We start from the raw sequence: 24,336 nt of genomic DNA on the forward strand, positions 1-24,336 counted from the left end.
TTAAGTATCAGCGATATTATATCAATACTTTTAATTTAGGGTGTTAAGCGCCATTAGTAGACAAAATTTGCTACTTTATCGATATTCACTTCTACCAGTGATTTTTTGATAAAATCTCTTACAATTAATGATAAGCAATAATAGAGGTAATCGGTTACCTTATAAGAGTTGTTGTCGATAGAAACTAAAGTATCTGAGACGATTGACCATAAAATATTTGACTATAATGATGGGTAGGCTATGCAGCGAAAAGCAATTGTAATTGGCGCCACAGGCTTGGTAGGACAATACTTAGTAAAGCAATTAAGCGAGATTTATGACACTCTAATCGTTATTGCGAGGCGGCCGCTGCGCTATATCAATGCCAGCATTCATTTTTATCAAGTGAATGACTTCGATAACTTAGCTGAAATATGTACCAACATTGGTGCTGATCAAAATACAGATGCGTTCAGCTGCTTAGGTACGACTCGCAAGCTAGCCGGTAGCGATGAAGCATTTCGTAAAGTCGATCACGATTATAATGTCAGCTTTGCAACGTTATGCCGAGAAAAAGGCGTAGAAAATTTCTTTTTATTATCTGCGATGAATAATGATATTGACAGTCGCTTCTTATATAACCGAGTAAAAGCAGAGACTGAGCAGTCCATTCGAGCCTTGGGTTTTAAGCAGCTGCTTATTTTTCGTCCTTCGTTATTGCTGGGTAAACACAAAGGGCGAATGCTTGAAAATATGAGTCAAAACGTCTTTAAAGTCCTCTCGCCTTTAGTACCAGAATCAGTATCTATTCATCCTATTAGCGCTAGGCGAGTCGCTAGCGCGATGACTATGAGCGCTAATAATCTCTACGAGCGCCGCAAATATCAGTCAGCTAGTTTACCTAGTACGACAAGTATTATTGAAAATAAGCAGATGCTTGCGATGACGCGGGTAAAACACTAGTATTTATAGTTCAAGGATGAAATATCTTAAGTTTGATAGCCTAGGTAAAATATACTAAAATCATTTACCGACAATGCTCTAAAGGGAAAATAACTATGCCAGATATTAACGATATGACTAAAGAAGATTTTGTGACTTGCGACTTATTGGATGCTAATCCTGAATCACAAGTTTGTCTGCCAAATATTGAAGGTAAGTCGTTTTATAGTTTCGGCGCTAAAGATAAATTCTGCGGCGAGATTATCACGGTTAAGTGCTTTGAAGATAATAGCCGCGTCAAAGCGCTATTAAACAGCAATGGCAAAGATGCTAATGGTGATGGCAAAGTACTGGTGGTTGATGGCGGCGGCTCCATGCGCTGCGCGTTACTTGGTGATATGATTGCGCAAGCGGCTATTGATAATGGCTGGGCAGGGGTTGTAGTCTACGGCTGCGTCCGTGACGTCGATGATATGGCACAGATGGATATTGGCGTCATGGCATTAGGCTGTATTCCGCGCAAATCAACGCGCCGTGATGAAGGTCAGACCGACATCGAGATCAGCTTTGGTGATTTGACTCTAAACTCAGGTATGTATCTCTATGCTGACAATAACGGCATGATCGCTAGTGATAAAGCCTTACTTTAGTCGTTGGACTTCTTTAGCGGTTAGAGTTCCAAATCAGTCAAATGACCTTAAATAAGTACAATAATTGAACTAAGCAAAATAACGATAATAAGATCAACAAATAGCTAAGCGCTGACTGCGTTGCTGCAAGTCAGCGCTTAGCTAAGTTTATGGGGTCCTCTTAAACTATTCGTCCATATCTTTAAGATGGAAAAACATTAAACGGACAAACCGTTACCGCATAACTTTTGGTCAATGGCTGAAAAATTCGTATAATATTCTTTTATTTTATAACTTTCCTTTATTTCTTAACCTCGATACTACTCTTTATGCCTATCACTGCTTTGACTGACGCCTTTTCTCCTATTAATAAGCAACTTTTTCCTATCAAGGATCATCAACGACGTTGGCTTGCGCCTGTGCATGGGGCGGTTAGTAGTCTTTGGCTGGCAAGCTTGGTCAATACAGAATTGTGGCAAGTAGCTGATCGTCTCAAAATTATGGTAGCGCGCGATCAAAACCAGCTCAATCAAATCGAGACTGAACTGGCGTTTTGCGGGGTCGATGCTTATGTGTTTCCTGATTGGGAAACCTTAACTTATGATGAGCTATCTCCGCATCAAGATATCGTCAGCGAGCGTATCAACCTGTTGACAGACATGCCGACGACAGGGGTGCTGCTAATATCTGTACAGACGCTAATGCAGCGCGTGGCGCCGCCAAGCTGGCTGATAGGTCAGCACTTTGACTTGAGCGTAGGTGATATTTTCGATATCAATACTCAGCGCGAACTGTTAGCAAAAGCGGGCTACCGGGCAGTAGAAAACGTCTTTGAGCCTGGTGAGTTTGCCGTACGCGGCAGTATCATCGATATCTTTGCTATGGGTCAGCCATTTCCCTTGCGTTTGGATCTGTTTGATGATGAGATTGAGACTATTCGTTTCTTTCATCCGCAAACTCAGCGCACCTTAACTGAAGATGATCTACGAGCCATGCTCTCGGGTAACGACAGTAGCATGGGCGCAGAGTCGTTATCGCTATTACATAAGCTCCCTGATATCTCAAAACCCATAAAAAAATTCCAAATCCTCCCTGCCAAAGAATTCCCACTGGATGAAGGTCGCGAGATATTCCGGACTAATTTTGCCACTATGTTCCCTAATGCGAGTAGTCGCAAGTTTGAGTTACATAAAGACGTAATGGCGGGTATCGCTAGTAGCGGCCTTGAGTATTATCAGCCTTTATTCTTTGAGGCTGATGACTGGCTACAAGAGAGTAGCTTATTCAATTATCTACCCAGTGACGCACTATTTATTACCGATGAGCTCATTGGTGAGCGGCAAGTCGATTATTGGTCGCAGATTCAGCGCCGGTATGAGGAGCGACGCCACGATATCGATAAACCGGTACTTGCGCCTGAACTATTATATTTGCCTGCTAATCGCTTTAACGAGCAGCTCAACCATTATCCGCGCGTGATCTTTAGCGCACGCGGTGAGCTTGTGACTGACCAGACTCACGAGGCAGCGCAGGATAGCAGCTCAGATAGTCAAAAGATGCAGGGGCTAGTCACCTTAAGTGCCAAAGAGCCACCGCAATTGTCTGTCAATCACCAAAAGGCTGAGCCTTTAGCTGATTTATTAGCGTTTTTAGAGACACAAAATCAGACAGCAACGCCCGTACTCATTGTGGCAGAAACCGCAGGCCGCCGTGAAATTCTCATTGAGCTCTTTAAAGGTAAAATCAAGACTAAAGCTTATGACAGCTTTAAAGACTTTCTAGCCACTGATCGTAGTAGCGTTGATCATAACGATACCAATAAACATAATCATTTGCCTCATGTCGGCTTGACCGTCGCACCGATTGAGCGCGGTGTTTATGTGCCTGAGCGTTTAGTGGTGATCAGCGAGACGCAGTTGTTTGGCCGACAAGTCTTGCAAACCCGTCGCCGTCATCAAAGCGGAGTCTCAGAAGAGTTCTTAGTTAAAAGTGTCACTGAACTGACCCAAGGTAGCCCCGTGGTACATATCGAGCACGGTATAGGGCGCTATAACGGCCTAATCATTCTAGATGTAGGCGATGGTGAGCAAGAGTTTATTCATCTGAAATATGCCGATGATGCTAGTATTTATGTACCGGTAGCCAGTCTGCAAATGATCAGCCGTTATAGTGGCGGCGATCCGGCCTTAGCACCGCTACATAAAATTGGTAGCGGCAAATGGGACAAAGCCAAACAAAAAGCCTTACAGCAGATTCATGATGTTGCTGCCGAATTGCTCAATATACAGGCGCGGCGCGAGGCTAAAGTCGGTATTCACTTTAAGATAGAGTTTTCGCAATATGAGCTGTTCGCAAGCCAGTTTGCTTTTGAGGAGACGCCCGATCAAGCCAATGCTATCCATGCGGTAATGGAAGACATGCGCCAAAACCAGCCGATGGATCGACTGATCTGCGGTGATGTCGGCTTTGGTAAGACGGAAGTGGCGATGCGCGCCGCCTTTATCGCGGTTAGTGCTGGTTATCAAGTTGCAGTATTAGTACCGACGACTTTGCTTGCCGGTCAGCATGAAGACAACTTTCGCGACCGGTTTGCTGATTGGCCCGTGCGTATCGAGACTTTATCGCGCTTTGGTGGCAAAAAACACCAAGATACTGTACTCGCAGACTTAGCCGCCGGTAAAGTTGATATCGTCATTGGCACTCATAAACTGCTACAAAAAGACGTCAAATTTACCAATCTTGGCTTGATGATCGTCGATGAAGAGCACCGGTTTGGTGTACGTCATAAAGAGCGTATCAAGGCTATTCAGACTGATGTCGATAGCTTATCGATGACTGCTACGCCGATCCCGCGTACGCTTAATATGGCGCTCTCAGGAATGCGTGATATGTCTATTATTGCCACACCGCCTGCGCGCCGCTTAGCAATTAAGACTTTTGTGATGCAAAAGACGGATTCGCTGATGAAAGAGGCCATCTTGCGTGAGCTGTTACGCGGCGGACAAGTGTATCTGCTGCACAATGATGTCGCTAGTATCGAACGTATGGCAGAGACCGTTCGCGAGCTGGTGCCAGAAGCTAGAGTAGGCGTCGCACACGGACAGATGCAAGAGCGGCAACTTGAGCAAATCATGCAGCAGTTCTATCACAAAAAGTTCAATGTGCTCATTTGCTCGACTATTATTGAGACTGGCATCGATGTGCCTAATGCCAATACCATCATTATCGAGCGCGCTGATAAGTTCGGTCTAGCGCAGCTGCATCAATTGCGTGGCCGCGTAGGCCGTAGCCATCATCAAGCGTATTGTTACTTACTCGTGCCATCGCTAAAAGGTCTAAAAGGCGACGCTAAACGCCGACTGCGCGCTATTGAACGCGCTAATACGCTTGGCGCTGGTTTTATGCTAGCAAGCGAAGATTTAGAGATTCGCGGGGCAGGGGAGATATTGGGTAAGCAGCAAAGCGGTAATATGCAAGCGATAGGGTTTAGCCTTTATATGGATATGCTTGAGCGCGCGACTAAAGCTATTAAGGCGGGTAAAGAGCCTGATCTCAATACGCCATTGTCGCTGACTAGTGAAATTAACTTGCATAGCTCAGCGCTGATTCCAGAGGAATATGTGCATGATGTGCATCAGCGCTTGCTCTTTTATAAGCGCATCAGCAATGCCGATGATTTTGAAGCGCTTACCGATATCCGTACAGAGATGATCGATCGTTTCGGGGTTTTGCCTGATCAGACTAAACAGCTATTTGCGGTACATAATCTACGTCTGCAAGCCGAGCCCCTGATGATCAACAAGATTGATGCCAATAGCAGTAGTGTCAGTTTAGAATTCGCTCCAGATACGCCAGTGGATGCTTTGGCTATTATCAAGCTCATTCAATCGAATGGACAAAAGTATCGGATGAATGGTGCTTCGGGTATCCGCTATAGCGATGCTGACAAGCTTGAAAGTGGTGAACAAAGAGTCAAGGCTGTACAAGAGCTGCTAAAGTATTTTAGCGAGCATATGGTAGCAGAGCCGGCTTGAGGGAATTGCTAACACGCCCACACCGATAACTGTTAAAATAGCCCTAATGACTTTTACCTTTTTATTATATTTATTATTAGAGAAATAATTCTTATGTTTCAATTGCATCCTAAGCTTGCCGCAGATAGTTTTTTGGTTGGTGACTTCCCTTTATCTACTTGTCGTTTAATCAATGATTGTCAGTTTCCTTGGCTGATATTAGTGCCACGAGTAACAGGAATAAAAGAGCTATATGAGCTCTCAGAAGCGGATCAAAACCAGTTTTTACGTGAGTCGAGTTGGTTATCGAGTCAACTGGCTAAAACTTTTCAGGCCGACAAAATGAATGTCGCGGCATTAGGCAATCAAGTACCGCAGCTGCATTTTCATCATATCGTCCGTTATCAGAATGATATCAAATGGCCAAATCCAGTATGGGGCACACCTGCTATTCCTTATACGCAAGAAGTGCTAGCACAAATGCAGCAACCGCTAATGATGGCGCTACGTGGTCATCATCAAATGCCGTTCGATTGGCAAATGTAGTAAAACTTTGAATGATGATGTGTGTGAATAGCTCTCTGTATGAACAGTAAGCTGGTGCGGTTACGAAAATAATTTTACATTTGTCTGTTATTCGTTATATTAGAGAGGGTTGGTTAAAGGATATAGCCAATGTGTACGCTTAGAGCCGTTTTTTTTGAGTATTAATCGTCATGGATTTAGTGCTTTAAAAGGGGTTCGAGGTGTTTGATTTCAGCGAAATTATATTGCTTATAAATATTTATTAGTGAGTATAAGTAGCTGTAACTTCACTCTATGTTAAGGATAACAGATGGCTACTTCCTCTATTGCATTCCCATTACTACGACCTTCTATGTTGCTCCTCTCTATTTGTACCGCCGCCCTCAGCTTGACGGGCTGTGAGGCCGATACGGCTGATACTGCTTTAGACCAGCCTGCTTCAATGCAGGCGCAAGCTACTACTAAAAACACTCTCTCATCATCAGACAGCTCTATGACGTTGAGTTATAGTGCTACTGCATCGACAAAAACACTGCCGACGAGCCAATATCTCGTGGGTAGCGGCAAGGCAGATATTACTGGTGCTGCCGCCGAAACCGGTATGTTTGGCTATGCTGCTGGTCAAGTTGTGCAGGGTATCAATGACCGTCTATACGCTCACGCTTTTATCATCGGTGAAGACGACAGTGGCCAAAGCAATAATCCAGGTCAGCGCGTCGTCTATGTGTCGGCAGATATGGGCGCGATGTTTACCGCGGTAAAGCTCGAGGTCATCAAACGCTTGCAAGCTGATTATGGAGAGCTATATCACGATGATAATGTGATGCTTGCCGCCACCCATACTCACGTAGGCAATGCTGGCTATTCACATCAGCAGCTGTATCAAATTGCCAGTACAGACGATACGCTAGCAGGCTATAGTAGCCAAAACTTCAATGCTATCGTCGGTGGAATTGTCAGCTCGATTAAGCGCGCTCACGATACCTTGACGCCAGGGACGCTAACTTTGGCACAAGGCGAGCTAAAAGGGGCAACCGTCAACCGCTCAGAGTTTGCTTATAACAATAATGTCGATGCAAAAGATTTTGATAGTAATGTCAATGAGACCATGACCCAGCTACGCCTAAATGCTGCCGATGGTACACCAGTGGGTCTGATCAATTGGTTTGCCCTGCATCCAACCAGCTTTAGCAACCAGTTTATGCATCTAAGCGCTGATAATAAAGGCTTTGCTCAGTTGGGTGCCGAAAAGATTTTCGGTGTAAGCTCAGATAAGCCATTTGTCGCCGCCTTTGCCAATGCTGACGAAGGTGATGTACTGGCAGCAGGTGGTAATGCCAACTCAAAACCAGGCTTTCAAGGTAGTGATAACGAGTGGGAAAACGTCAGACGTGATGGGCAGCTACAGCTCGATAAGGCGGTTGAGCTTTGGAATCAAGGTGTACCGGTTGCTGGTCCAGTTGATGTACGTGCCCGCTGGGTAGATTTGAAGGGCTACCAAGTTGATGGCAAGTTTACTAATGGCGCAGGCAATAAGGTTTTATGTACTGCTGCTCGCGGATATTCCTTTGCTGCTGGCGGTGAGAATGGCCCATCAAACATACCGGGTGTGTATGAGGGTATGACTAGAGAGAACTTCCGTATCAATGATGATATCAATAAAATAGATCAATCCTTTTTGGGGAGCTTAACGCGAGGCGCTTTTGGGATTGTCTCAACCGTCAATCAAGATGACTGTCAGGCTGAAAAACAAGTGCTGTTACCAACTGGCAACTGGGGCTGGATCAATACTGAGCAGCCCGTACAGCTAATGCGTATCGGTAGTATCGCCCTAGTCGCCATCCCTGGTGAACCAACAACTATGGTCGGACGACGCATACGTGCAGCGGTGCTAACACAGCTCAAAGACTCAGGAATCGATACTGTTATTGTAAATGGTTTAGCGAATAATTATAGCGGCTATCTAAGCACGCGAGAAGAGTTTGCTACTCAGCACTATGAAGGAGCCTCCACTGAGTATGGACCTTATCAAACGGCGGCCTATATACAAGAATATACGCAACTGGCAGCTGCGCTACGTGATGGTGTAGAGGTCTATGACAGTGCCACGCCGCCTGATCGTTCAAATAAGTCATTTAGTGAGCGTCCAGGCGTGGTATTTGATGACAAACCTATTCATCAACGCTGGGGACAAGCCCTCACACAGCCAGACCCAAGCTATCAAAAAGGCGAGGTCGCTACGGCAGTATTCCGTGCCGCGCACCCCAAAAACAATCTGCGTACCGAAGACACTTTCTTAACTGTGCAGCGCTATGAGAACGGTCAGTGGATTGACTATCTGAGCGATAGCGACTTTGAGACCACTTATACTTGGAAGCGGCAAGGCGGTGCATACAGTAAAGCGATTATCGATTGGCGAATAGCAGATGATACGCCCGCTGGTACCTACCGCTTGACCCATCAAGGTGACTGGAAGAGTGGCTGGACGCGCAAGATTAAGCCCTATTCAGGCGCTTCTAATAGCTTTACGGTTCAGTAAGTACAGTAAGTTTTGAGCTGCTTTGAGCTTATATAATTCGGCATTTAAATGACAAGTGGTATTTTTTTGGGTACCATTGCCGTAGCCTTAGCAGGCTCAAAATACTATAATGGGTAAGACTATTCCTCGCGATTCAATAACCATTATATTACGGTTATCTGAAATATTATGATCATCCCTTCTTCTGTAAGACTGTTTTTTACGGTTACTCAATAAAGCGAATAAAAGCATGTCAATTTTAGAGATGTTAAAACCGAGACTTTCACTAAAAACCAGTGAAGGTTTTAATTTTAACTATCCTGAAGTTTATGTTTTGCTACTGAGCGTTGCTCTTATCGCTTTACATTTTGAATTCAGCCCAACTTCAATGGCGCTTTTTGTCATCATCTCTTTACCTAGCTTGATGATTCTTATTTACAACTATAGGCGTCCTTCTAGCTTTTGGACTTCGAATGCGGTTGTTGTGTTATTAGCGACTGTGATTGGGGTGATGCAATTTTGCATAGTGATTGCTTTGAGTTTAGCCCTGTTGATTGCTGTGCGCATCATTATTAGCGAAGCAGAGAACCGCGCTAAGCTTTTGATGGCGGCTATTATCACTATGGTGGTTTTTTATTATGTTAGTATCACTTTAAGTGGTTCTAGAATAGATTGTGGCCAAGGGTTTTTACCTCCTACTATTCTGTTTGCTAGCTTATTAGTTGTACTCGGGCAGTTTTGGTTCTTTTATGATAAGTACATTAACCACAGTATGGCAATAGCGCAAGCCAAAGGCAGACTCAGCACTATGGTGTCAGTGATTAGTAAGCTGACACGTTTTGTACCGCTGCAGATATGGCAACCTATTGTCAAGTCGAATAGCGCGGTTCAAGTCGCTAATAAGCGCGCTAAACTGTCTATTATGTTCTCAGATATTGTCGGCTTTACTGAACTATCCGATAGCCTAAGCGCTGATAATTTAGCCGATATTTTGAATACTTATATGGAAGTTATGACCGGTATTGCCAATAAGCACGGAGCAGTATTAGATAAGTTTATCGGCGATGGTATGGTTTGCTTTTTTGGTGAGCCTAATAGCCGCGGAGTACGTCAAGACGCTCTAGATTGTGTGGCGATGGCGATAGATATGCGTCGTGAGATGCGCTCACTAAGACAAAAGTGGCGATTGATGGGGTTTGAGGGTTTATATGTACGTATTGGTATCACTACTGGCTACTGTCACGTCGGTAACTTTGGCAGTAGTAGTCGTCTGAATTATACTATTATAGGTAGAGAGGCAAATCGTGCAGCGCGTTTAGAGCAAGCCGCCGGCAAGGATGAGATTCTAATAAGCCAAGCAACTTATGACTATATTTGTCATGATTATCAGTGTAAGTATGCTGATACTTATAATTTAAAAGGCTTTGATAATGATATTCGTGCTTGGCAGGTTCTTGACCCCGATATCGATAAAGATGAATCGTCTAAATGGGTTGATCATACTCTGCCTGGTTTTAATCTACATCTCAACTTTAAAGACATGAAAAACTATGACTATCAAGAGATTAGAAACCGTCTAAACTTTGCGCTAGAGCGCATCGAAAAAGAAGAGAGTGATTCAATATCAGGACAATAAAAACAATAACCTTTTTTATGGCTTTATTTGGATGGACTAACACCGCAAAAATCCAGCGCTGCTCAATAGAATCGTTAATGAGCAGCGCTGGATTTTTGTATTTACTTTTTCTAATTCAAAAAGAGCTTATCATTAAGCTAATAGATCTGGCTTAATGGTTTTCTTTGGCATGATTTAAGGTGTATTTGGGAATCTCGATGGTTAAGTCATCGTCTTCGACAGTGACTTGGCAAGATAGGCGAGAGTCAGGCTCAAGCCCCCAAGCGCGGTCTAACAAATCAGCTTCAATATCGTCCATCTCATCTAGACCATTGAAGCCTTTGCGTACGACGACGTGACAAGTGGTGCAGGCTTTTGACATTTCGCAAGCATGCTCAATTTTGATACCTTTTTCGAGTAGTGCTTTACATAAGTTACTACCGGTCTCAAGCTCAACTTCAGTGCCTTCAGGACAAATCTCATGATGGGGAAGTACAGTAATCTTTGGCATAAATAATCTATCCGCGATTTATTAATTAAAATAGTATGAATTAAAATGGTTTAAAGTCTAGATGGTAAGCGCTCTTTTTACCAAACTACCAGTCTTTTGCACTAGTACCCGCCATGCTGGTCTTGACGCTTTGGTTCATGATGCTAGCTGCAAAAGCGTCGCTCAAAGGCTTAAGCTTGGCTTGTTGTGCTTCGATATTGGCTAAATCATCGGTGGCGAGCGCATCTTGTAGGTCTTGCATTTGTGTCGTTAATGACTGTTTAGCGTCTGCGTTGAGTAGATTGTCAAAATCACCAATCGCTGACTGTAACGCTAACAGCTCGCGTTCAGCTTCGACTTTTGTTTCAATCAAGGAGCGAGCATTCTTGTCTTCCTCGGCATGCTTGAAACCTGCCACTAACAGCTGTTCTTTTTGCTCATCAGATAAACCATAAGAAGGCGTAATTTCGATCTGGCTTTCAGTACCTGTGCTCGTTTCCTGCGCGCTCACAGTCAGCTGTCCGTTAGCATCGATAGCAAAAGTCACTTCAATACGGGCAAACCCTGCTTTCATCGGCGGGATACCGTATAACTCAAAACGTCCTAATGAGCGGCAATTCTCAATCGTTTCACGCTCACCTTGTACCACATGGACCACTAAACCGGTCTGTCCATCTTGATAAGTGGTAAAAGTTTGTCGTTTTTTAACGGGAATGGGCGTATTACGCGGGATGAGCACTTCAACTAAGCCGCCCATCGTCTCAAGCCCAAGCGATAGCGGTGTGACGTCAAGCAAGAGTAAGTTATTATCGCTATTACCGTTAATAAGCTGATGTGCTGTTTGCGCGGCACCTAAGGCAACTACTTCGTCAGGATTAAGACGAGACAATGGCTGCTTAGCAAAAAAGTCAGCTACCGTATTTTGGATAGTCGGCATACGAGTAGAGCCGCCAACCAAGACGACTTCATCTAAATCTTTAACCGTTAATTGCGCATCGCGTAGCACTTGCTCACAAACCGTTAAGGTGCGGCGGCTAACAGGCTGTGCAATAGCAAGCAAATCTTCATGAGTTAATATCCCTCGAAAAGTTTGCTCATTGATAGTGATGTCAACGTCTACTTGTTGGCTATCGGTTAGCCCCTGCTTATAGGATTTAGCTTGCTGAGCTAAGATAGATTTGTCATGGCGACTGACCTCAGCAGGATCTATGCTGAGCTGTTTGATTAACCAATTGACCATTAAACGGTCAATATCATCGCCGCCCAACGCGCTGTTGCCGCCTGTAGCTAGCACTTCAAACACGCCATCGGTAAGCTTTAAGATAGATACATCAAAAGTACCGCCACCTAAATCATAAATCAAGTAGTAGCTTTCTGTATCGTCTTGATTAGGCTTGTCGAGACCATATGCAACTGCTGCTGCAGTAGGCTCATTGAGCAGTCTTAATACGTTAATACCGGCGGCTTGAGCAGCGTCTTTGGTCGCTTGACGCTGAGCTTCATCAAAATAAGCGGGTACGGTAATGACGGCACCTTCAACGCTATCAGTAGGCAAAGCGTCAATCGCGCGTTCATTTAGCGCGGCTAAAATACGCGCTGATACTTCTACTGGTGAGACATCCCCTTGGGCGGTCACAAATGTCGGCATAGCGTTTTCGCTACCACTGAGCTCGTAAGGATGTGAGAATTTAATGTCTGCTTGACTGCGACCCATAAAGCGCTTGGCCGAGATAATAGTATTCTTAGGGTCGTCTGCGAGGTGGGCGAGAGCCTCAGAGCCTACTAGAGGCGTACCAGTGACAGGATAGTAAACCACAGAAGGTAGAAGAGTATCCGTATTATGCTTTGCTGGCAGTACTTGTGCTTTGCCTGAACGGACGACTGCTGCTAATGAGCGCGTGGTTCCTAGATCAATACCGAGGCCAAAACGGTGTTGGTGAGGCTGGGCACTTTGATTGGGTTCAGCAATTTGCAATAAAGACATAAGACAGCTCAAAAGTAAAAGTGAAAATAAGAAAGTAATAATGAAAGCGGCTATTAGGGTCTATTATTATATGTTTTTTAAGAAAAGACTAAGCAATGCAGATTATACGTTATTATTGCCGCTCTCGTAACTATAGCAGCTCTCGTAACTCTAGCAATAGTTATGATGGTATAAAGGCTAAAGACAACGCATAGTCATAATGATACTAATGAACAAACAGATACTCATCTATAAATACTTAGCTATCAAGCTTAAACATATAAATCATCGTCGTCTGCTTGTTCAGCATTAGCAAGCTCATCAAGGGCTATGGTGATATCAGCATTTAGCTTGACTAAGAATTTTAACTTTTGGGTTGCATCGATTGCCGTTTGCCACTGTTGCTGCTGATAAGCATTTTTGAAGCGGGCTGACTGCTCTTTTAGGCGGCTAGTAATCTGCGGATGTAATTGCTGTAGCGTTAAACGTTCTTTATCCTCAATAGCCGTTTCTAAATCAATGCGCAACTCCATCGCATCGTCAAGGAAATCTAAATCGGCAATAGAATGTTCTAAGGTCTGTGCTTGCCCAGCCATATCTAACAGATAAGCGGCTCGGCTATCTGGATGACTTAAAGTTTGATAGGCTTGATTTATAACGGCTGACGCCTGTCCAGACTGCTGCTGCAAATTATCATTATCGGTAGCCTGACTTTTAGCCATATTATCAGGATGATAGCGCTTTTGTAGTAAGCGCAGGCGCTGATCTAGAGCCTGCTGGGATAATTCAAACTGTACAGGCTGCTCAAATAAAGCAAAAAAATTATCGAACTGAGCGTCTGACTGCGCATTGATATCTGAAGTCATATTTTGACCTTTATAGAAAATGATACTTATTTATTATTGTATTTGAGGGTTAGCTTCTATTAGAAAGTTAGCTATTATAAGTAGCTTGATTATAAGTAGCTTGATTATAAGTAGCTTGATTATAAGTAGCTTGTCTGTCAGGCAATCATCAGGCATTTGTTATATTATCAGCAAAAAATAGAATGGATTGTTTTAAGCTTGTTTAATCGTAAAACTGTGTTTGAGCACTGTGTCAAACAAGCAAAGTCAAACAAGCAAAGTCAAACAAGCAAAGTCAAACAAGCAAAAACATCACACGGTAAATGATTCACCGCAGCCACATTCGCCTTTTTGATTGGGATTAGTGAACTTAAAGCCTTCATTCAACCCTTCTTTTTCGTAGTCCATTAACAGACCATCAAGGTATACTAAGCTTTTTGGATCGATAAAAATACTGACCCCACGACTATCATAACGCGTATCGTTATCGTCGGGAGTATCTACAAACTCCAAAACATAGGCCAAACCTGAGCACCCTGCAGTACGAATACCGACACGGATACCTTCACCTGTGCCGCGATTGTCTAAAAACTCTCGAACATGCTGAGCGGCGCGTTCTGTCATTTCAATCATGCCAACTCCTATTGTTTATCAATAACTGATACTGTTAATAACTGAGATTATGATAATTAAACTTATGGGTATTTTATAAAATAAAGGTGACAATGGCATAAGCTTTATTGTCACCTCCCTAGTCTATAAAGCTAAGCACTTTATAGAATAATTATAAAGATAGAATGCCTTTAACTAAACAGTTTAGTGCGCGACTTCTTCTTGTGCATCGCTTGCGCCATGCTTGCCCTTATAGTCGCTGATCGCCGCTTTAATAGCATCTTCTGCTAATACTGAGCAATGCACTTTAACTGGTGGCAAAGCGAGCTCTTGAGCGATATCATTGTTTTTAATTTCACTCGCTTGATCTAAGCTTTTGCCTTTTAGCCACTCAGTGACTAGTGAGCTTGAAGCGATAGCGGAACCGCAGCCGTAAGTCTTGAAACGGGCATCTTCAATGATACCGTTATCGCCAACCTGAATCTGTAAGCGCATAACGTCACCACAGGCTGGAGCACCAACCATACCGGTACCAACATTTTCGGCATTTTTATCAAGATTGCCGACATTGCGTGGATTTTCGTAATGATCAATAACTTGGTCACTATAAGCCATGGGTTTTCTCCTGGTTAGACGATGAGTGATGAAGTATTTAAGTGTTACTGCTTCAACGACTCATCTGTAATTGGGGTCAAACGTATTAATAATCTGTATTTTTATTTACTCATTGTACTTAATCTTGCAGCTATCTTAGTGTTCAGCCCATTCAACTGAGTCTAAGTCTACACCGTCTTGATACATATCCCAAAGTGGGGATAGGGCACGTAACTTGTCGACGGCGCTATGCATTTGAGAGAGTACAGTATCGATATCTTCTTCAGTAGTATAGCGGCCAAAGCTAAAGCGAATAGAGCTATGCGCTAATTCATCAGAGCGGCCAATAGCGCGCAGTACGTAGGATGGTTCAAGCGTTGCTGAGGTACAAGCAGAACCTGAAGAGACCGCTAAATCTTTTAGCGACATCATCAAAGATTCCCCCTCAACGAAGTTGAAACTAATATTAACGATATTAGGCACGCTATGCTCAAGATCGCCGTTTAAATAGATCTCTTCAATATCCTGCAGGCCATCCCATAGCTTCTGACGCAGTTTAGCAACATGAGCATGATCTTCTTCACGCTTTTCTTCAGCTAAGCTAAAAGCAGCACCTAAACCAACGATCTGATGCGTTGGCAGAGTACCTGAACGCATACCGCGCTCGTGTCCACCGCCGTGTTGCTCAGCTTTTAGGCGAATACGCGGCTTACGGCGAACAAATAAAGCGCCGATGCCTTTAGGGCCATAAGCTTTATGACCTGAAAAGCTCATTAAATCGACTTTGGTCGTCTCGAGATCAATTTTTATCTTACCTATAGCTTGAGCAGCATCAACATGGAAGACAACGCCCGCTTCGCGAGTGATTTCACCGATAGCGGCGATATCAGTAATCGTTCCAAGCTCATTATTGACAACCATGAGTGAGACTAAAATTGTGTCTTCACGTAACGCTTCTTTAACCTGTTCTGGTAGTATCAGCCCCGTGCCTTTTTGCGGCTCAAGATAAGTAATCTCGAAACCTTCTTGTTCAAGCTCACGGCAAGTATCTAATACGGCTTTGTGCTCGATTTTACTAGTGATAATGTGCTTACCACGTGAATGATAGAAGTGGGCCGCGCCTTTAATCGCTAAGTTATCAGATTCGGTTGCACCTGAGGTAAAGACAATTTCACGTGGATCAGCATTGATCACTTCCGCGACTTGTCCACGAGCCGTCTCTACGGCTTCTTCTGCTTGCCAACCGTAACCATGTGAGCGTGAGGCAGGGTTGCCAAAGATACCATCTACCGTTAAATATTCGCTCATTTTTGCAGCAACAGGCTGAGCAACAGGGGTAGTAGCGGCGTAGTCTAAGTATATTAAATTATTATGTTGGCTCATGCTGGGTTTGCCTCGCTAGTCGATAAAGTAATGGTGTTAATGTCTTTTAATGAAATCTCTTTAGAAGAGCTGTGCTGACGCTCTGAAACGGATTGCACATTTTCCATATCTAATAGTTGTGCTAAAGTTATATTTTTCAAGTACTGCTCAATATGATTTGATAAAGCGCACCATAAATCGTGAGTCAGACACATGGTACCGCCTTGACAGTCGCCTCGTCCTTCACATTGCATAGCATTAACAGATTCATCTACTGCTGAGATGATGCTCATGACATCGATCTCGTGTAGAGGCTTTGATAGATAGTAACCTCCAGCAGCACCGCGAATACTCGTGACCAATCCTCGTTTACGTAACTTAGAGAACAGCTGCTCAAGATAGGAGATCGATATTGATTGTCGCTTAGCGATATCAGATAAAGATACCGCACTATCTTGTTGACTGGTCTGCAGCGCTAAATCTAGCAGTGCAGTAACGGCATATCTGCCTCGAGTAGTTAAACGCATGAAAGATCTCCAAACTGATTAGTAGTAAGCTTAAGTAGGTAAGGTACTGCTTTTAACATTCCAGTATTGGACTGGTTATGTATTAAACCTATTGCCCCAACGAATAGCTTGGAACTAACGAGTTAGTCGTTAATAGATAACAAACTAATGGTCAGTAAGTCATACGCTATGGCTATCTCACAACAGATGGTTAATCCTATAAATGTCGCGATATAAGTATTATACTTAATCCTGAGTAATTTAGTCAAGATTAAAGTGTGATTGAAGCGTTAATTAAATTTAAGCTAATGATTAATAATATTAATTGATAAAAATATCCACAAAATCAATATATTACTATTACTTTGCACTAATGATAGCAGGGATGGTCACTAATGCGGAGAAGGGGGCGAGGCGAGGAGCTTTTGAATAAAGCTCGTTGCACTAGTAATGCTCAAGAGTAGATAAATAATACATTGAAAATAATAGTAGAGGTATTACCACTACTATTATCTTGATCTTCATCAGGCGGGATTAATATTTATCGCTTGCAGTTATGCGCTTAAGATACAGCTGTTTATTATTGATTTACAAAAAAAGCAATGATAGCGATTAGAGCAATGACCGCCGCTACAACAGTAATGATAGTCAGGAGCTTTTGCTTACTCTCTAGCTCTTTGAGAGTCGTTTCAAGTTCACGGTTTTTTATGGTAAGAGTGTTGATTTGCGTTTGCTGCTCAGCTATGCGTGCTTTGTAATTATCGGTTTTTTCCTGCTTTTCAGCGTCACTAGGTTTGGTTTTTCCGCTGCCTTTGATCTTTTTGATGAGTCCTTGAATGATGCCGCCTAGGCCCATCTGCATAATAAACTGTTTGACCAATTGTACTTGAACCACCTCACCGCGCATTTGCAGCTTTTCGGTGGTCTCGACATCATGAGTGGTTAGTGCATTAATCACTTGGATACTATAAGCATTGATAATGACATCAGGCTCACTACGATCTGGAGGCATGCTTGCGTCCAACAGGACTCCTTTATAGCTAAAAGTGGCATATACCTCTACATGAGGCAAATACAAGCGCAAACACACTAGCGTGTTTTGTTTAGCCAAAGGGTATGCTGCTTTACGTAGCTCAGGATCTAAGCGTAATAATAACGTCATTGCTGATTCAATAAAAACCAAAATGATATTTAGCAGAGAATGAGACAATGTAGAACGCTTCATGTCAATTATCCATAGTTATGGGGTGAGTTATCGGGAGTAATGAAATAGTGAGTAAAGCAATAATAATGCAAATTCTTGCTAAGAGTAGCGTAAAAATACGGATTGTCAAAATTAATATGTGTCTTAGCGTTTTTTAATTTAGCTGCTTGTTTAGTCTAAGTAAGCCAGTTTAAGATCGCTGTAGCTATGCTACGGCTCTTGTGCTGACAAACTTATCATAAAAATAATGTTATCTAGTGTCAGTAACCGAATTGTTGCCTTACTAGCAATGTCATCTATTTTAGAAAATAAGACATTCACAGAATTAGCAATTAAAATAACAAGTTAGACGGACAAATTAAAGATAAAAAGTAAACGCTATAAAAATAGAGGCAAGAAAGTTACGGGTATTTTACGTAACGTTGAGTGTCGAATGCGTTATAGAGTACACAAAAAAATGTAAAATCGCTTGCGCTCCCTATGCTGCCTTGATATAAAGACTTTAATAAAGCGTAACCCACAAACACGTAAGCCTATAGTTATCGTTATTGCTTAAGCACCATCAGAGCGATACAATAGCTATGGTTAACGTTTATTACAGCCCTTAAACTTGAAGGAAGTTTTATGAATAAGTCAGAATTAATTGATAGCATTGCAGACAAAAGCGGTCTAAATAAGACTCAAGCTGGTGATGCACTGAACGCTGTTATGGAAAGCGTTGGTGAAGCACTAGAAGCTGGCGAGAGCATCTCACTAGTAGGCTTTGGTACTTTTAGTGTTAAAGATCGCAAGGCACGTACTGGTCGTAACCCTAAGACTGGTGAAGAATTGGCTATCCCAGCTAGTAAAGTGCCTAGCTTTAAAGCCGGTAAAAACCTAAAAGAGCGCTTAAACTAAGCCAGACTCTAAGCAGTCTCAGCGTTGAGCGCTGTTAGTTAGCGTCATCGTTTTGTGTTTATTGAGCTAGTATTTACGGCTCTAGCTATATTGAGTTAACATTGTAACTGCACAAAAAAAGCATCTTTAATTGAGGTGCTTTTTTTATGGGTAAAAAAGGTGTAAACAGCTTGATGAATATTTTGAGTCTATCGCAAAAATCACGTATCATAGGCGCGCAGGTTTAGCTTGCTCAATCGCTGAGATAGCAGTCATTCTCTTCTCTTGAGCATTGATATGTTTTGCCTTAATACTTACATGTTGACAAGTATTGTATATTATTGATTCTGACCATTGTCGGTCTTATTACGACTGATAGTATTATAATGGTTCTCCCAACACGGTTTAATAAAGCAGAAATAATTATGGATAAATTGCGCGATTTTTTGAAAACTTGGCCTGGTCGCATTTTATTGATTTTATGCCTAGCGCCATTAGCGTTGTTGGGTGTTGAGAGCTATTTTGGCGGGAATGTTGATCCCAACCAAATCGCTCAGGTAGGAGAGGCTAGCGTTGGGCTTAGCGAATACCAGTCTGCGGTGAACAGTCGACGTACTGAACTGTTGGATCAAGTCGATGATGCCAGTTTGATAAACGAAGACGTGCTACATGAACAAGTCTTGAAGGGTCTTATTGATCGTACACTACTTGAGCAGCAAGCAGGCAAACTGGGTATGACCGTATCTGATGACACAATCAATCGCTTATTGTTGCAAGAAGAGATATTTAAAGACGCAGAGGGTAACTTCTCAAATGAGCAGTTTTCGAACTTTTTGCGTCAGCGCGGTATGACCAAAGATCAGCTATTTGCAGAGTTTCGCAATCAGTTGAGTCTAGATCAGCTTAATGCCAGTATCGTAGGAACGGCTATTTATCCGATGCGCGCTGTCAATCAGCTGATCGACTTGCAACTTGAGACCCGTAAAGTTTGGCTTCATCGCTTCAATTGGCAGGACTATCAACAGCAAGTAAAAGTCACGCAAGCGGATGTAGAGACTTATTATAATGCTAATAAAGACAAGCTAAAAAGCGACGCTATGGTCGATCTTGCTTATATTCAGCTGATACCGGCGAACATCGAAGTCAATCAAGTGACTTCAGAAGAGTTAGAGCAGCAGTATGAAAGCTATAAGCAGCAGCTTGGTGTGGTTGATGAGCGCATGATTAGCCAGATCCTTTTAAGTGGTAATGATGCCAAAGCGCGCGCTGATAAAGTGCTCGCTGAGCTTAAGCAAGGCGCTGATTTTGCTATGCTTGCCAAACAGTATTCTGATGATCCTACTGGTGCTAGTGGCGGCGCTATCGGCCGTTTTAATCCTTCGGTATTTGGTAACGATGCCAATAAGGTCGAAGACGCGCTTGAAGGGTTATCAGTTGGAGAGGTTAGTCCAATCGTTAATACGAGCTTTGGTTATCAAATATTCAAGGTCACTGAAGACAATGGCGGCGATGTACCTACTATGGAAAGTATGCGTGAAGAGCTGACTGCCAAAGCCAAAGAGTACAAGCGTCAGACTATTTATGCGGATAAAGTCACTGCGATTAATGATCTAGCAGCAGATGGCTTTAGTATTGAAGATATCGCTCAACAAGAAAATGTGACGCTTAAACGCATCAAAGACTACCGTAAACAAAATAATACTTCAGTACTAGCGCAGCCGGCAGTGATCAAGCAAGCGTTCGATGAATTTACGATTCAAGATCAAGCGGTAACGACTGGTATTGAAGTCGGTAATGGTATGGTTTGGGCGCAGCCGAGTAACTATCGTCCTACTGAGACTTTGAGCTTAGCCGCTGCTAAACCGATCATCGCTCAAACCCTGCTCAAACAAAAAGCCAGTGCTCTAGCTCTGGCTGATGCCAAAAAGATCGCAGCTGCTATTGATACTGTCGATGATCTCGCCAAGCAAAACGTGACTTTCCAGGCGTTAGGTGAAATTACTCGTCAGACGCCTTTATTATCTAATAAAGAGCGCGGCCTTGCCTTTAGTAAGCAAGCGCCTATGAACGGGGTAGTTGCTATAGCCAGTGCCACTGAAATGGGTGCGTCAGTATTAGTGGGTGACCATATAGAAACTCAGGGCGAATCACAGTTATCGGCAGCAGAAAAATCACAAACCGCTGCTATTATCCGTGATAATTTAGGTCAGGATCAATTGCAAGATTATTTAGACTACTTACGTTTGGTCTATAATGTTGAGATCAATGAGGCGAATATGGCTAACGCTCAAGTTCGCTAAATAGAAGCATAGCCATAAAAAAGCCACCGTCGATACGGTGGCTTTTTCGTGCTTAATAATTAATCAAGCTTATAATCAATCAAGCTTATTAATGACGGAAATGACGCATACCGGTGAATACCATCGCTATGCCATGCTCGTTAGCCGCAGCGATAGTCTCGTCATCACGCATAGAGCCACCGGGCTGAATAATAGCAGCAATACCTACTTCAGCAGCATTATCGATACCATCACGGAAAGGGAAGAAGGCATCTGAGGCCATTACCGCGCCTTCAGTAGCAAGACCTGCATGCTCGGCTTTGATAGCAGCGATACGGGCTGAGTTGACACGGCTCATCTGCCCTGCGCCTACGCCGATAGTACGCTTATTTTTACCATAAACAATAGCGTTTGATTTAACATACTTGGCGACAGTCCAAGTGAACAATAAGTCTGCAATTTGCGCCTCAGTCGGCTGTACGTCAGTGACGATCTGTAAGTCGTTAGCTGTGATAATATCTAAGTCTTGCTCTTGTACTAATAAGCCACCGTTCACGCGCTTATAGTCGAGTTTGCTTTGGCGCTCAGTCGTTACTGGCAGCTCGCCGCAAACCAATACTCGAACGTTTTTCTTCGCTGCGGTTACTTCTAGCACGCCATCTTCAATACTTGGGGCAATAATCACTTCAACAAACTGGTTATTAATGATGTCTTTTGCTGCCGCTACGCTAAGCGTAGTATTAAAAGCGATGATACCGCCAAAAGAAGATTCAGGATCGGTGCTAAAGGCGGTGCGATAAGCAGTGACTTGATCGGGATCAACGGCAACACCGCAAGGGTTGGCGTGTTTGACGATGACGCAAGCGGCCGCGGTAAAGGCTTTTACGCATTCAAGAGCGGCGTCAGTATCAGCGATATTATTATAAGATAACGCTTTACCTTGCAGTTGCTTAGCGGTCGCAATGGACGCTTCTTTCGCGCTTAAAGCAGCGTTTTCGACATAGAATGCCGCTTGCTGATGCGGGTTTTCACCGTAGCGCAAATCTTGCATTTTATCGAATTGTAGATTGAGTGTACGAGAAAAAGCTTCTGGTTGCTGTGTTTCATTGACGCGGCTGCCTAAAAAGTTTGCAATCATACCATCGTATTGAGCCGTATGTTCGAAAGCTTTTACTGCCAAGTCGTAGCGTAACGCTGCGGTGAGAGTCGTTCCCTTATTCAGAGCAGACAGAACACGCTCATAATCATTAGGGTTGGTTACAATGCCGACGTCAGCATGATTCTTAGCCGCAGCACGAACCATAGTAGGGCCACCAATATCAATATTCTCAATAGCGTCAGTCATAGTTACGTCAGCTCGCGCAATAGTTTCAGCAAACGGATATAGATTGACGACTACCATATCGATGCGCTCAATAGCATGCTCACTCATAATCTCATCGTCGGTACCTCGGCGGCCTAAAATACCACCGTGAATCTTGGGATGTAGAGTCTTGACGCGGCCGTCCATCATCTCAGCAAAGCCTGTATAGTCAGAAACTTCTGTGACTTCGACGTTATTCTCTTGCAGCAAGCGATAAGTGCCGCCAGTAGATAATAAGCCAAAACCGGATTCGATCAGGCCTTGAGCGAATGCTACTATACCTGCTTTATCTGATACTGAGAGGAGAGCTAGTGGTTTTGTCATCATAAAATCATTCCATAAAAATCCTGAGAATAAAAGGCATTAAACCGCAAGCATGGACTGCTAGCAATTTATACCTTATAGGTTCAGGCGAGGGGATGTAGGCAAGCCAAGCCAGGAACTAATTGGCTCAATTATTGCCATGAGTAGGTCGTGATAAATACTATAAAATATGTGATTACTTATATGGTTGTTTATGTAGTTGCTTATGTCGTTACTACTGTTATAACGATTAATCGGTTAAGGCAATAGCGCAAAGGCCGATATGATAAAACATTTGACTAGCAGGTACAAAAATTTGTTTTGTTTGCTAAAAACGATTAGTCAAATTACCCGATATTTTAAAACTTATAGGTTCAAAGAGTCACATTAAATCGTAGCATTTCAGCTTTTTTCGTAAGGTTCCACGATTTAGTCCCAATATTTGCGCGCACTTCGTTTGATTGCCGCGAGTCTTTTCGAGGACTACTTTTAATAGTGGCAGCTCAACTTCTTTTAAGATGAGCTCATACAAATCAGTTGGTAACTCATCGCCCAGGGCTAAAAAGTATTCGCGAACCACACGTTCAACATGATGACGTAAAGGCTCGGAGTTCTCAGCTGAGCTTGCATAATGAACGCTTTGGGAAAAACGGTTAGCAGAGGGCTGCACAGATGGTGTCATAAGGTGATGTCCTCAATATTGGGCAGATGATCAATAAATAGGTTCAATAATAATCCTATCAATTTGCTGGCGAGTCAAAGGGATAGTAAACATAAAAGATTGGCTGTAATTGGCAGACAACTGGCTTTGACGAGCCATCAAGTAGTCCTTTGGCATAGCAACAAACTCACCTACTAATGCCTCGCTACCATAAATACTAACCTTAAGACTAGGCACCAGCTGCGTCTCGGCACTTTGATTCGATAGGGTAGCTTGCACATCGCTAAAAGCATTAGCCGCTTTGATCTCGCTTGCTCTAAATGTGGGATCTGAGATCATAAAAGCATCCAGATCAGCAGACGGTAAGCGACACGCTGCTATTATACAGACAGCCTCTAAACGGGCAGCATAGTCTGGGTTTTTGATCAAAGTGTTTAAATTAAAAATAATATATTGTGCAAATAAAGAGAAGATTAATACTAAACAACCAGCGCTCCATAATAACATCGCTACTGATTGCGGCTCATTATCGTATTGCCCCAAGTGCGGTTCTTCATCCTGAGCTAAATGACGCTGCGCTGAGTCTTGGTATAAATAGTCACCGCTCAGAGTCTTGTCAGCGTTGTTAGAGGGTGACGGCTGCGGCTTAGCTAAGCGAACCATTGACTCAGTAGTCGATTCAGGAGCACTGTCATCAAAAGCTTGCGCTTGAGCATGACTGGTTCTTTTATCGTTATTGTGGTTACTAGCAGGGTTGCTGATATGGTTACTGAGTAGATCTTCGAGCCAGTTATCATCTGAGTGCGTGCTGTTGCCCGGTTTTGATGTGGTAGCCAATGAGCCATCATTGGCAGAAACCACTAAATGTTCATTCACCAAAAAATTATGCTGACAATGAGCACAGCGCATCTGCGTACTCGGCCGATGTAAAAGCTCTGACAATTCAGCATCTAAATCAAAATACACCTGACAACTAGGACATTGAGTTTTGATGCGCGTGGTCATGTTATCAGGTCCAAAAGCGGTATTCATTCATTCTACTAAGCCACTATTGGCG

General features: G+C 43.2%; 19 protein-coding genes. 8 read left to right on the forward strand and 11 right to left on the reverse strand.

From position 1 onward, the window contains the following. Positions 1 to 240 precede the first annotated feature (240 nt). The 6 genes from ACS8FD_RS03375 (at position 241) to ACS8FD_RS03400 (ending at position 10,242) form a co-directional block, all read left to right on the forward strand. A complete protein-coding gene (locus ACS8FD_RS03375) occupies positions 241 to 942 on the forward strand; it encodes an NAD-dependent epimerase/dehydratase family protein (protein ID WP_439274464.1) in 702 nt (233 codons plus the stop codon). A 113-nt stretch (positions 943 to 1,055) separates the two neighbouring features. Continuing rightward, positions 1,056 to 1,571, forward strand: a complete 516-nt coding sequence (rraA, locus tag ACS8FD_RS03380; RefSeq protein WP_439274497.1) for a ribonuclease E activity regulator RraA — start codon at positions 1,056 to 1,058, stop codon at positions 1,569 to 1,571. A gap of 308 nt (positions 1,572 to 1,879) precedes the next feature. Continuing rightward, entirely contained in the window at positions 1,880 to 5,584 is a 3,705-nt protein-coding gene (gene mfd, locus ACS8FD_RS03385) for a transcription-repair coupling factor (protein ID WP_439274465.1), read from the forward strand. A gap of 93 nt (positions 5,585 to 5,677) precedes the next feature. Then, positions 5,678 to 6,109 carry an HIT domain-containing protein gene (locus ACS8FD_RS03390; protein ID WP_439243021.1) on the forward strand — a complete coding sequence of 144 codons (432 nt, stop codon included), beginning with the start codon at positions 5,678 to 5,680 and terminating at the stop codon, positions 6,107 to 6,109. Positions 6,110 to 6,398: 289 nt separating this feature from the next. Further along, positions 6,399 to 8,627 carry a neutral/alkaline non-lysosomal ceramidase N-terminal domain-containing protein gene (locus ACS8FD_RS03395; protein WP_439274466.1) on the forward strand — a complete coding sequence of 743 codons (2,229 nt, stop codon included), beginning with the start codon at positions 6,399 to 6,401 and terminating at the stop codon, positions 8,625 to 8,627. A 229-nt stretch (positions 8,628 to 8,856) separates the two neighbouring features. Next, a complete protein-coding gene (locus ACS8FD_RS03400) occupies positions 8,857 to 10,242 on the forward strand; it encodes an adenylate/guanylate cyclase domain-containing protein (RefSeq protein ID WP_439274467.1) in 1,386 nt (461 codons plus the stop codon). Positions 10,243 to 10,393: 151 nt separating this feature from the next. Here the strand turns inward: ACS8FD_RS03400 and fdx are convergent, their stop codons facing one another. From fdx to ACS8FD_RS03440, 8 genes are all read right to left on the reverse strand, one after another. Next, on the reverse strand, positions 10,394 to 10,732 hold the full coding sequence (gene fdx, locus ACS8FD_RS03405) for an ISC system 2Fe-2S type ferredoxin (RefSeq protein WP_439243015.1): 339 nt from the start codon (positions 10,730 to 10,732) through the stop codon (positions 10,394 to 10,396). Between the two features lie 85 nt (positions 10,733 to 10,817). After that, positions 10,818 to 12,695: a Fe-S protein assembly chaperone HscA gene (gene hscA, locus ACS8FD_RS03410; RefSeq protein WP_439274468.1), complete on the reverse strand. Its 1,878-nt coding sequence runs from the start codon at positions 12,693 to 12,695 to the stop codon at positions 10,818 to 10,820. A 251-nt stretch (positions 12,696 to 12,946) separates the two neighbouring features. Next, entirely contained in the window at positions 12,947 to 13,540 is a 594-nt protein-coding gene (hscB, locus tag ACS8FD_RS03415) for a Fe-S protein assembly co-chaperone HscB (RefSeq protein ID WP_439274469.1), read from the reverse strand. 291 nt (positions 13,541 to 13,831) lie between these two features. Further along, complete coding sequence (iscA, locus tag ACS8FD_RS03420; RefSeq protein WP_439243010.1) at positions 13,832 to 14,152, reverse strand: iron-sulfur cluster assembly protein IscA; 321 nt, start codon at positions 14,150 to 14,152, stop codon at positions 13,832 to 13,834. A 183-nt stretch (positions 14,153 to 14,335) separates the two neighbouring features. After that, the gene (gene iscU / locus ACS8FD_RS03425; protein WP_439274470.1) at positions 14,336 to 14,746 is read right to left on the reverse strand and encodes a Fe-S cluster assembly scaffold IscU; all 411 of its coding nucleotides are present in this window, start codon (positions 14,744 to 14,746) and stop codon (positions 14,336 to 14,338) included. A 135-nt stretch (positions 14,747 to 14,881) separates the two neighbouring features. Continuing rightward, complete coding sequence (locus ACS8FD_RS03430) at positions 14,882 to 16,108, reverse strand: IscS subfamily cysteine desulfurase (protein ID WP_439274471.1); 1,227 nt, start codon at positions 16,106 to 16,108, stop codon at positions 14,882 to 14,884. Beyond that, positions 16,105 to 16,614: an Rrf2 family transcriptional regulator gene (locus ACS8FD_RS03435; RefSeq protein WP_439274472.1), complete on the reverse strand. Its 510-nt coding sequence runs from the start codon at positions 16,612 to 16,614 to the stop codon at positions 16,105 to 16,107. Before ACS8FD_RS03435 ends, ACS8FD_RS03430 begins: the two co-directional genes overlap by 4 nt. 559 nt (positions 16,615 to 17,173) lie before the next feature. Then, complete coding sequence (locus tag ACS8FD_RS03440; protein WP_439274473.1) at positions 17,174 to 17,818, reverse strand: hypothetical protein; 645 nt, start codon at positions 17,816 to 17,818, stop codon at positions 17,174 to 17,176. A 603-nt stretch (positions 17,819 to 18,421) separates the two neighbouring features. Here ACS8FD_RS03440 and ACS8FD_RS03445 point away from each other — a divergent pair. Then, positions 18,422 to 18,694 (forward strand): HU family DNA-binding protein, encoded by a 273-nt coding sequence (locus ACS8FD_RS03445; RefSeq protein ID WP_025647025.1) that lies wholly within the window; start codon positions 18,422 to 18,424, stop codon positions 18,692 to 18,694. Positions 18,695 to 19,098: 404 nt separating this feature from the next. After that, entirely contained in the window at positions 19,099 to 20,973 is a 1,875-nt protein-coding gene (locus ACS8FD_RS03450) for a SurA N-terminal domain-containing protein (RefSeq protein ID WP_439274474.1), read from the forward strand. Positions 20,974 to 21,061: 88 nt separating this feature from the next. On the opposite strand, the gene purH is transcribed toward ACS8FD_RS03450, so the two are convergent. The 3 genes from purH to ACS8FD_RS03465 all read right to left on the reverse strand — a co-directional run bounded on the left by purH (position 21,062) and on the right by ACS8FD_RS03465 (position 24,311). After that, positions 21,062 to 22,639, reverse strand: a complete 1,578-nt coding sequence (gene purH / locus ACS8FD_RS03455; RefSeq protein WP_439274498.1) for a bifunctional phosphoribosylaminoimidazolecarboxamide formyltransferase/IMP cyclohydrolase — start codon at positions 22,637 to 22,639, stop codon at positions 21,062 to 21,064. Positions 22,640 to 23,000: 361 nt separating this feature from the next. Beyond that, complete coding sequence (gene fis / locus ACS8FD_RS03460) at positions 23,001 to 23,300, reverse strand: DNA-binding transcriptional regulator Fis (RefSeq protein ID WP_439274475.1); 300 nt, start codon at positions 23,298 to 23,300, stop codon at positions 23,001 to 23,003. Between the two features lie 30 nt (positions 23,301 to 23,330). Then, positions 23,331 to 24,311 carry a DUF3426 domain-containing protein gene (locus tag ACS8FD_RS03465; protein WP_439274476.1) on the reverse strand — a complete coding sequence of 327 codons (981 nt, stop codon included), beginning with the start codon at positions 24,309 to 24,311 and terminating at the stop codon, positions 23,331 to 23,333. Between the last annotated feature and the right edge of the window lie 25 nt (positions 24,312 to 24,336).

This window comes from Psychrobacter sp. 1U2, assembly GCF_051847575.1.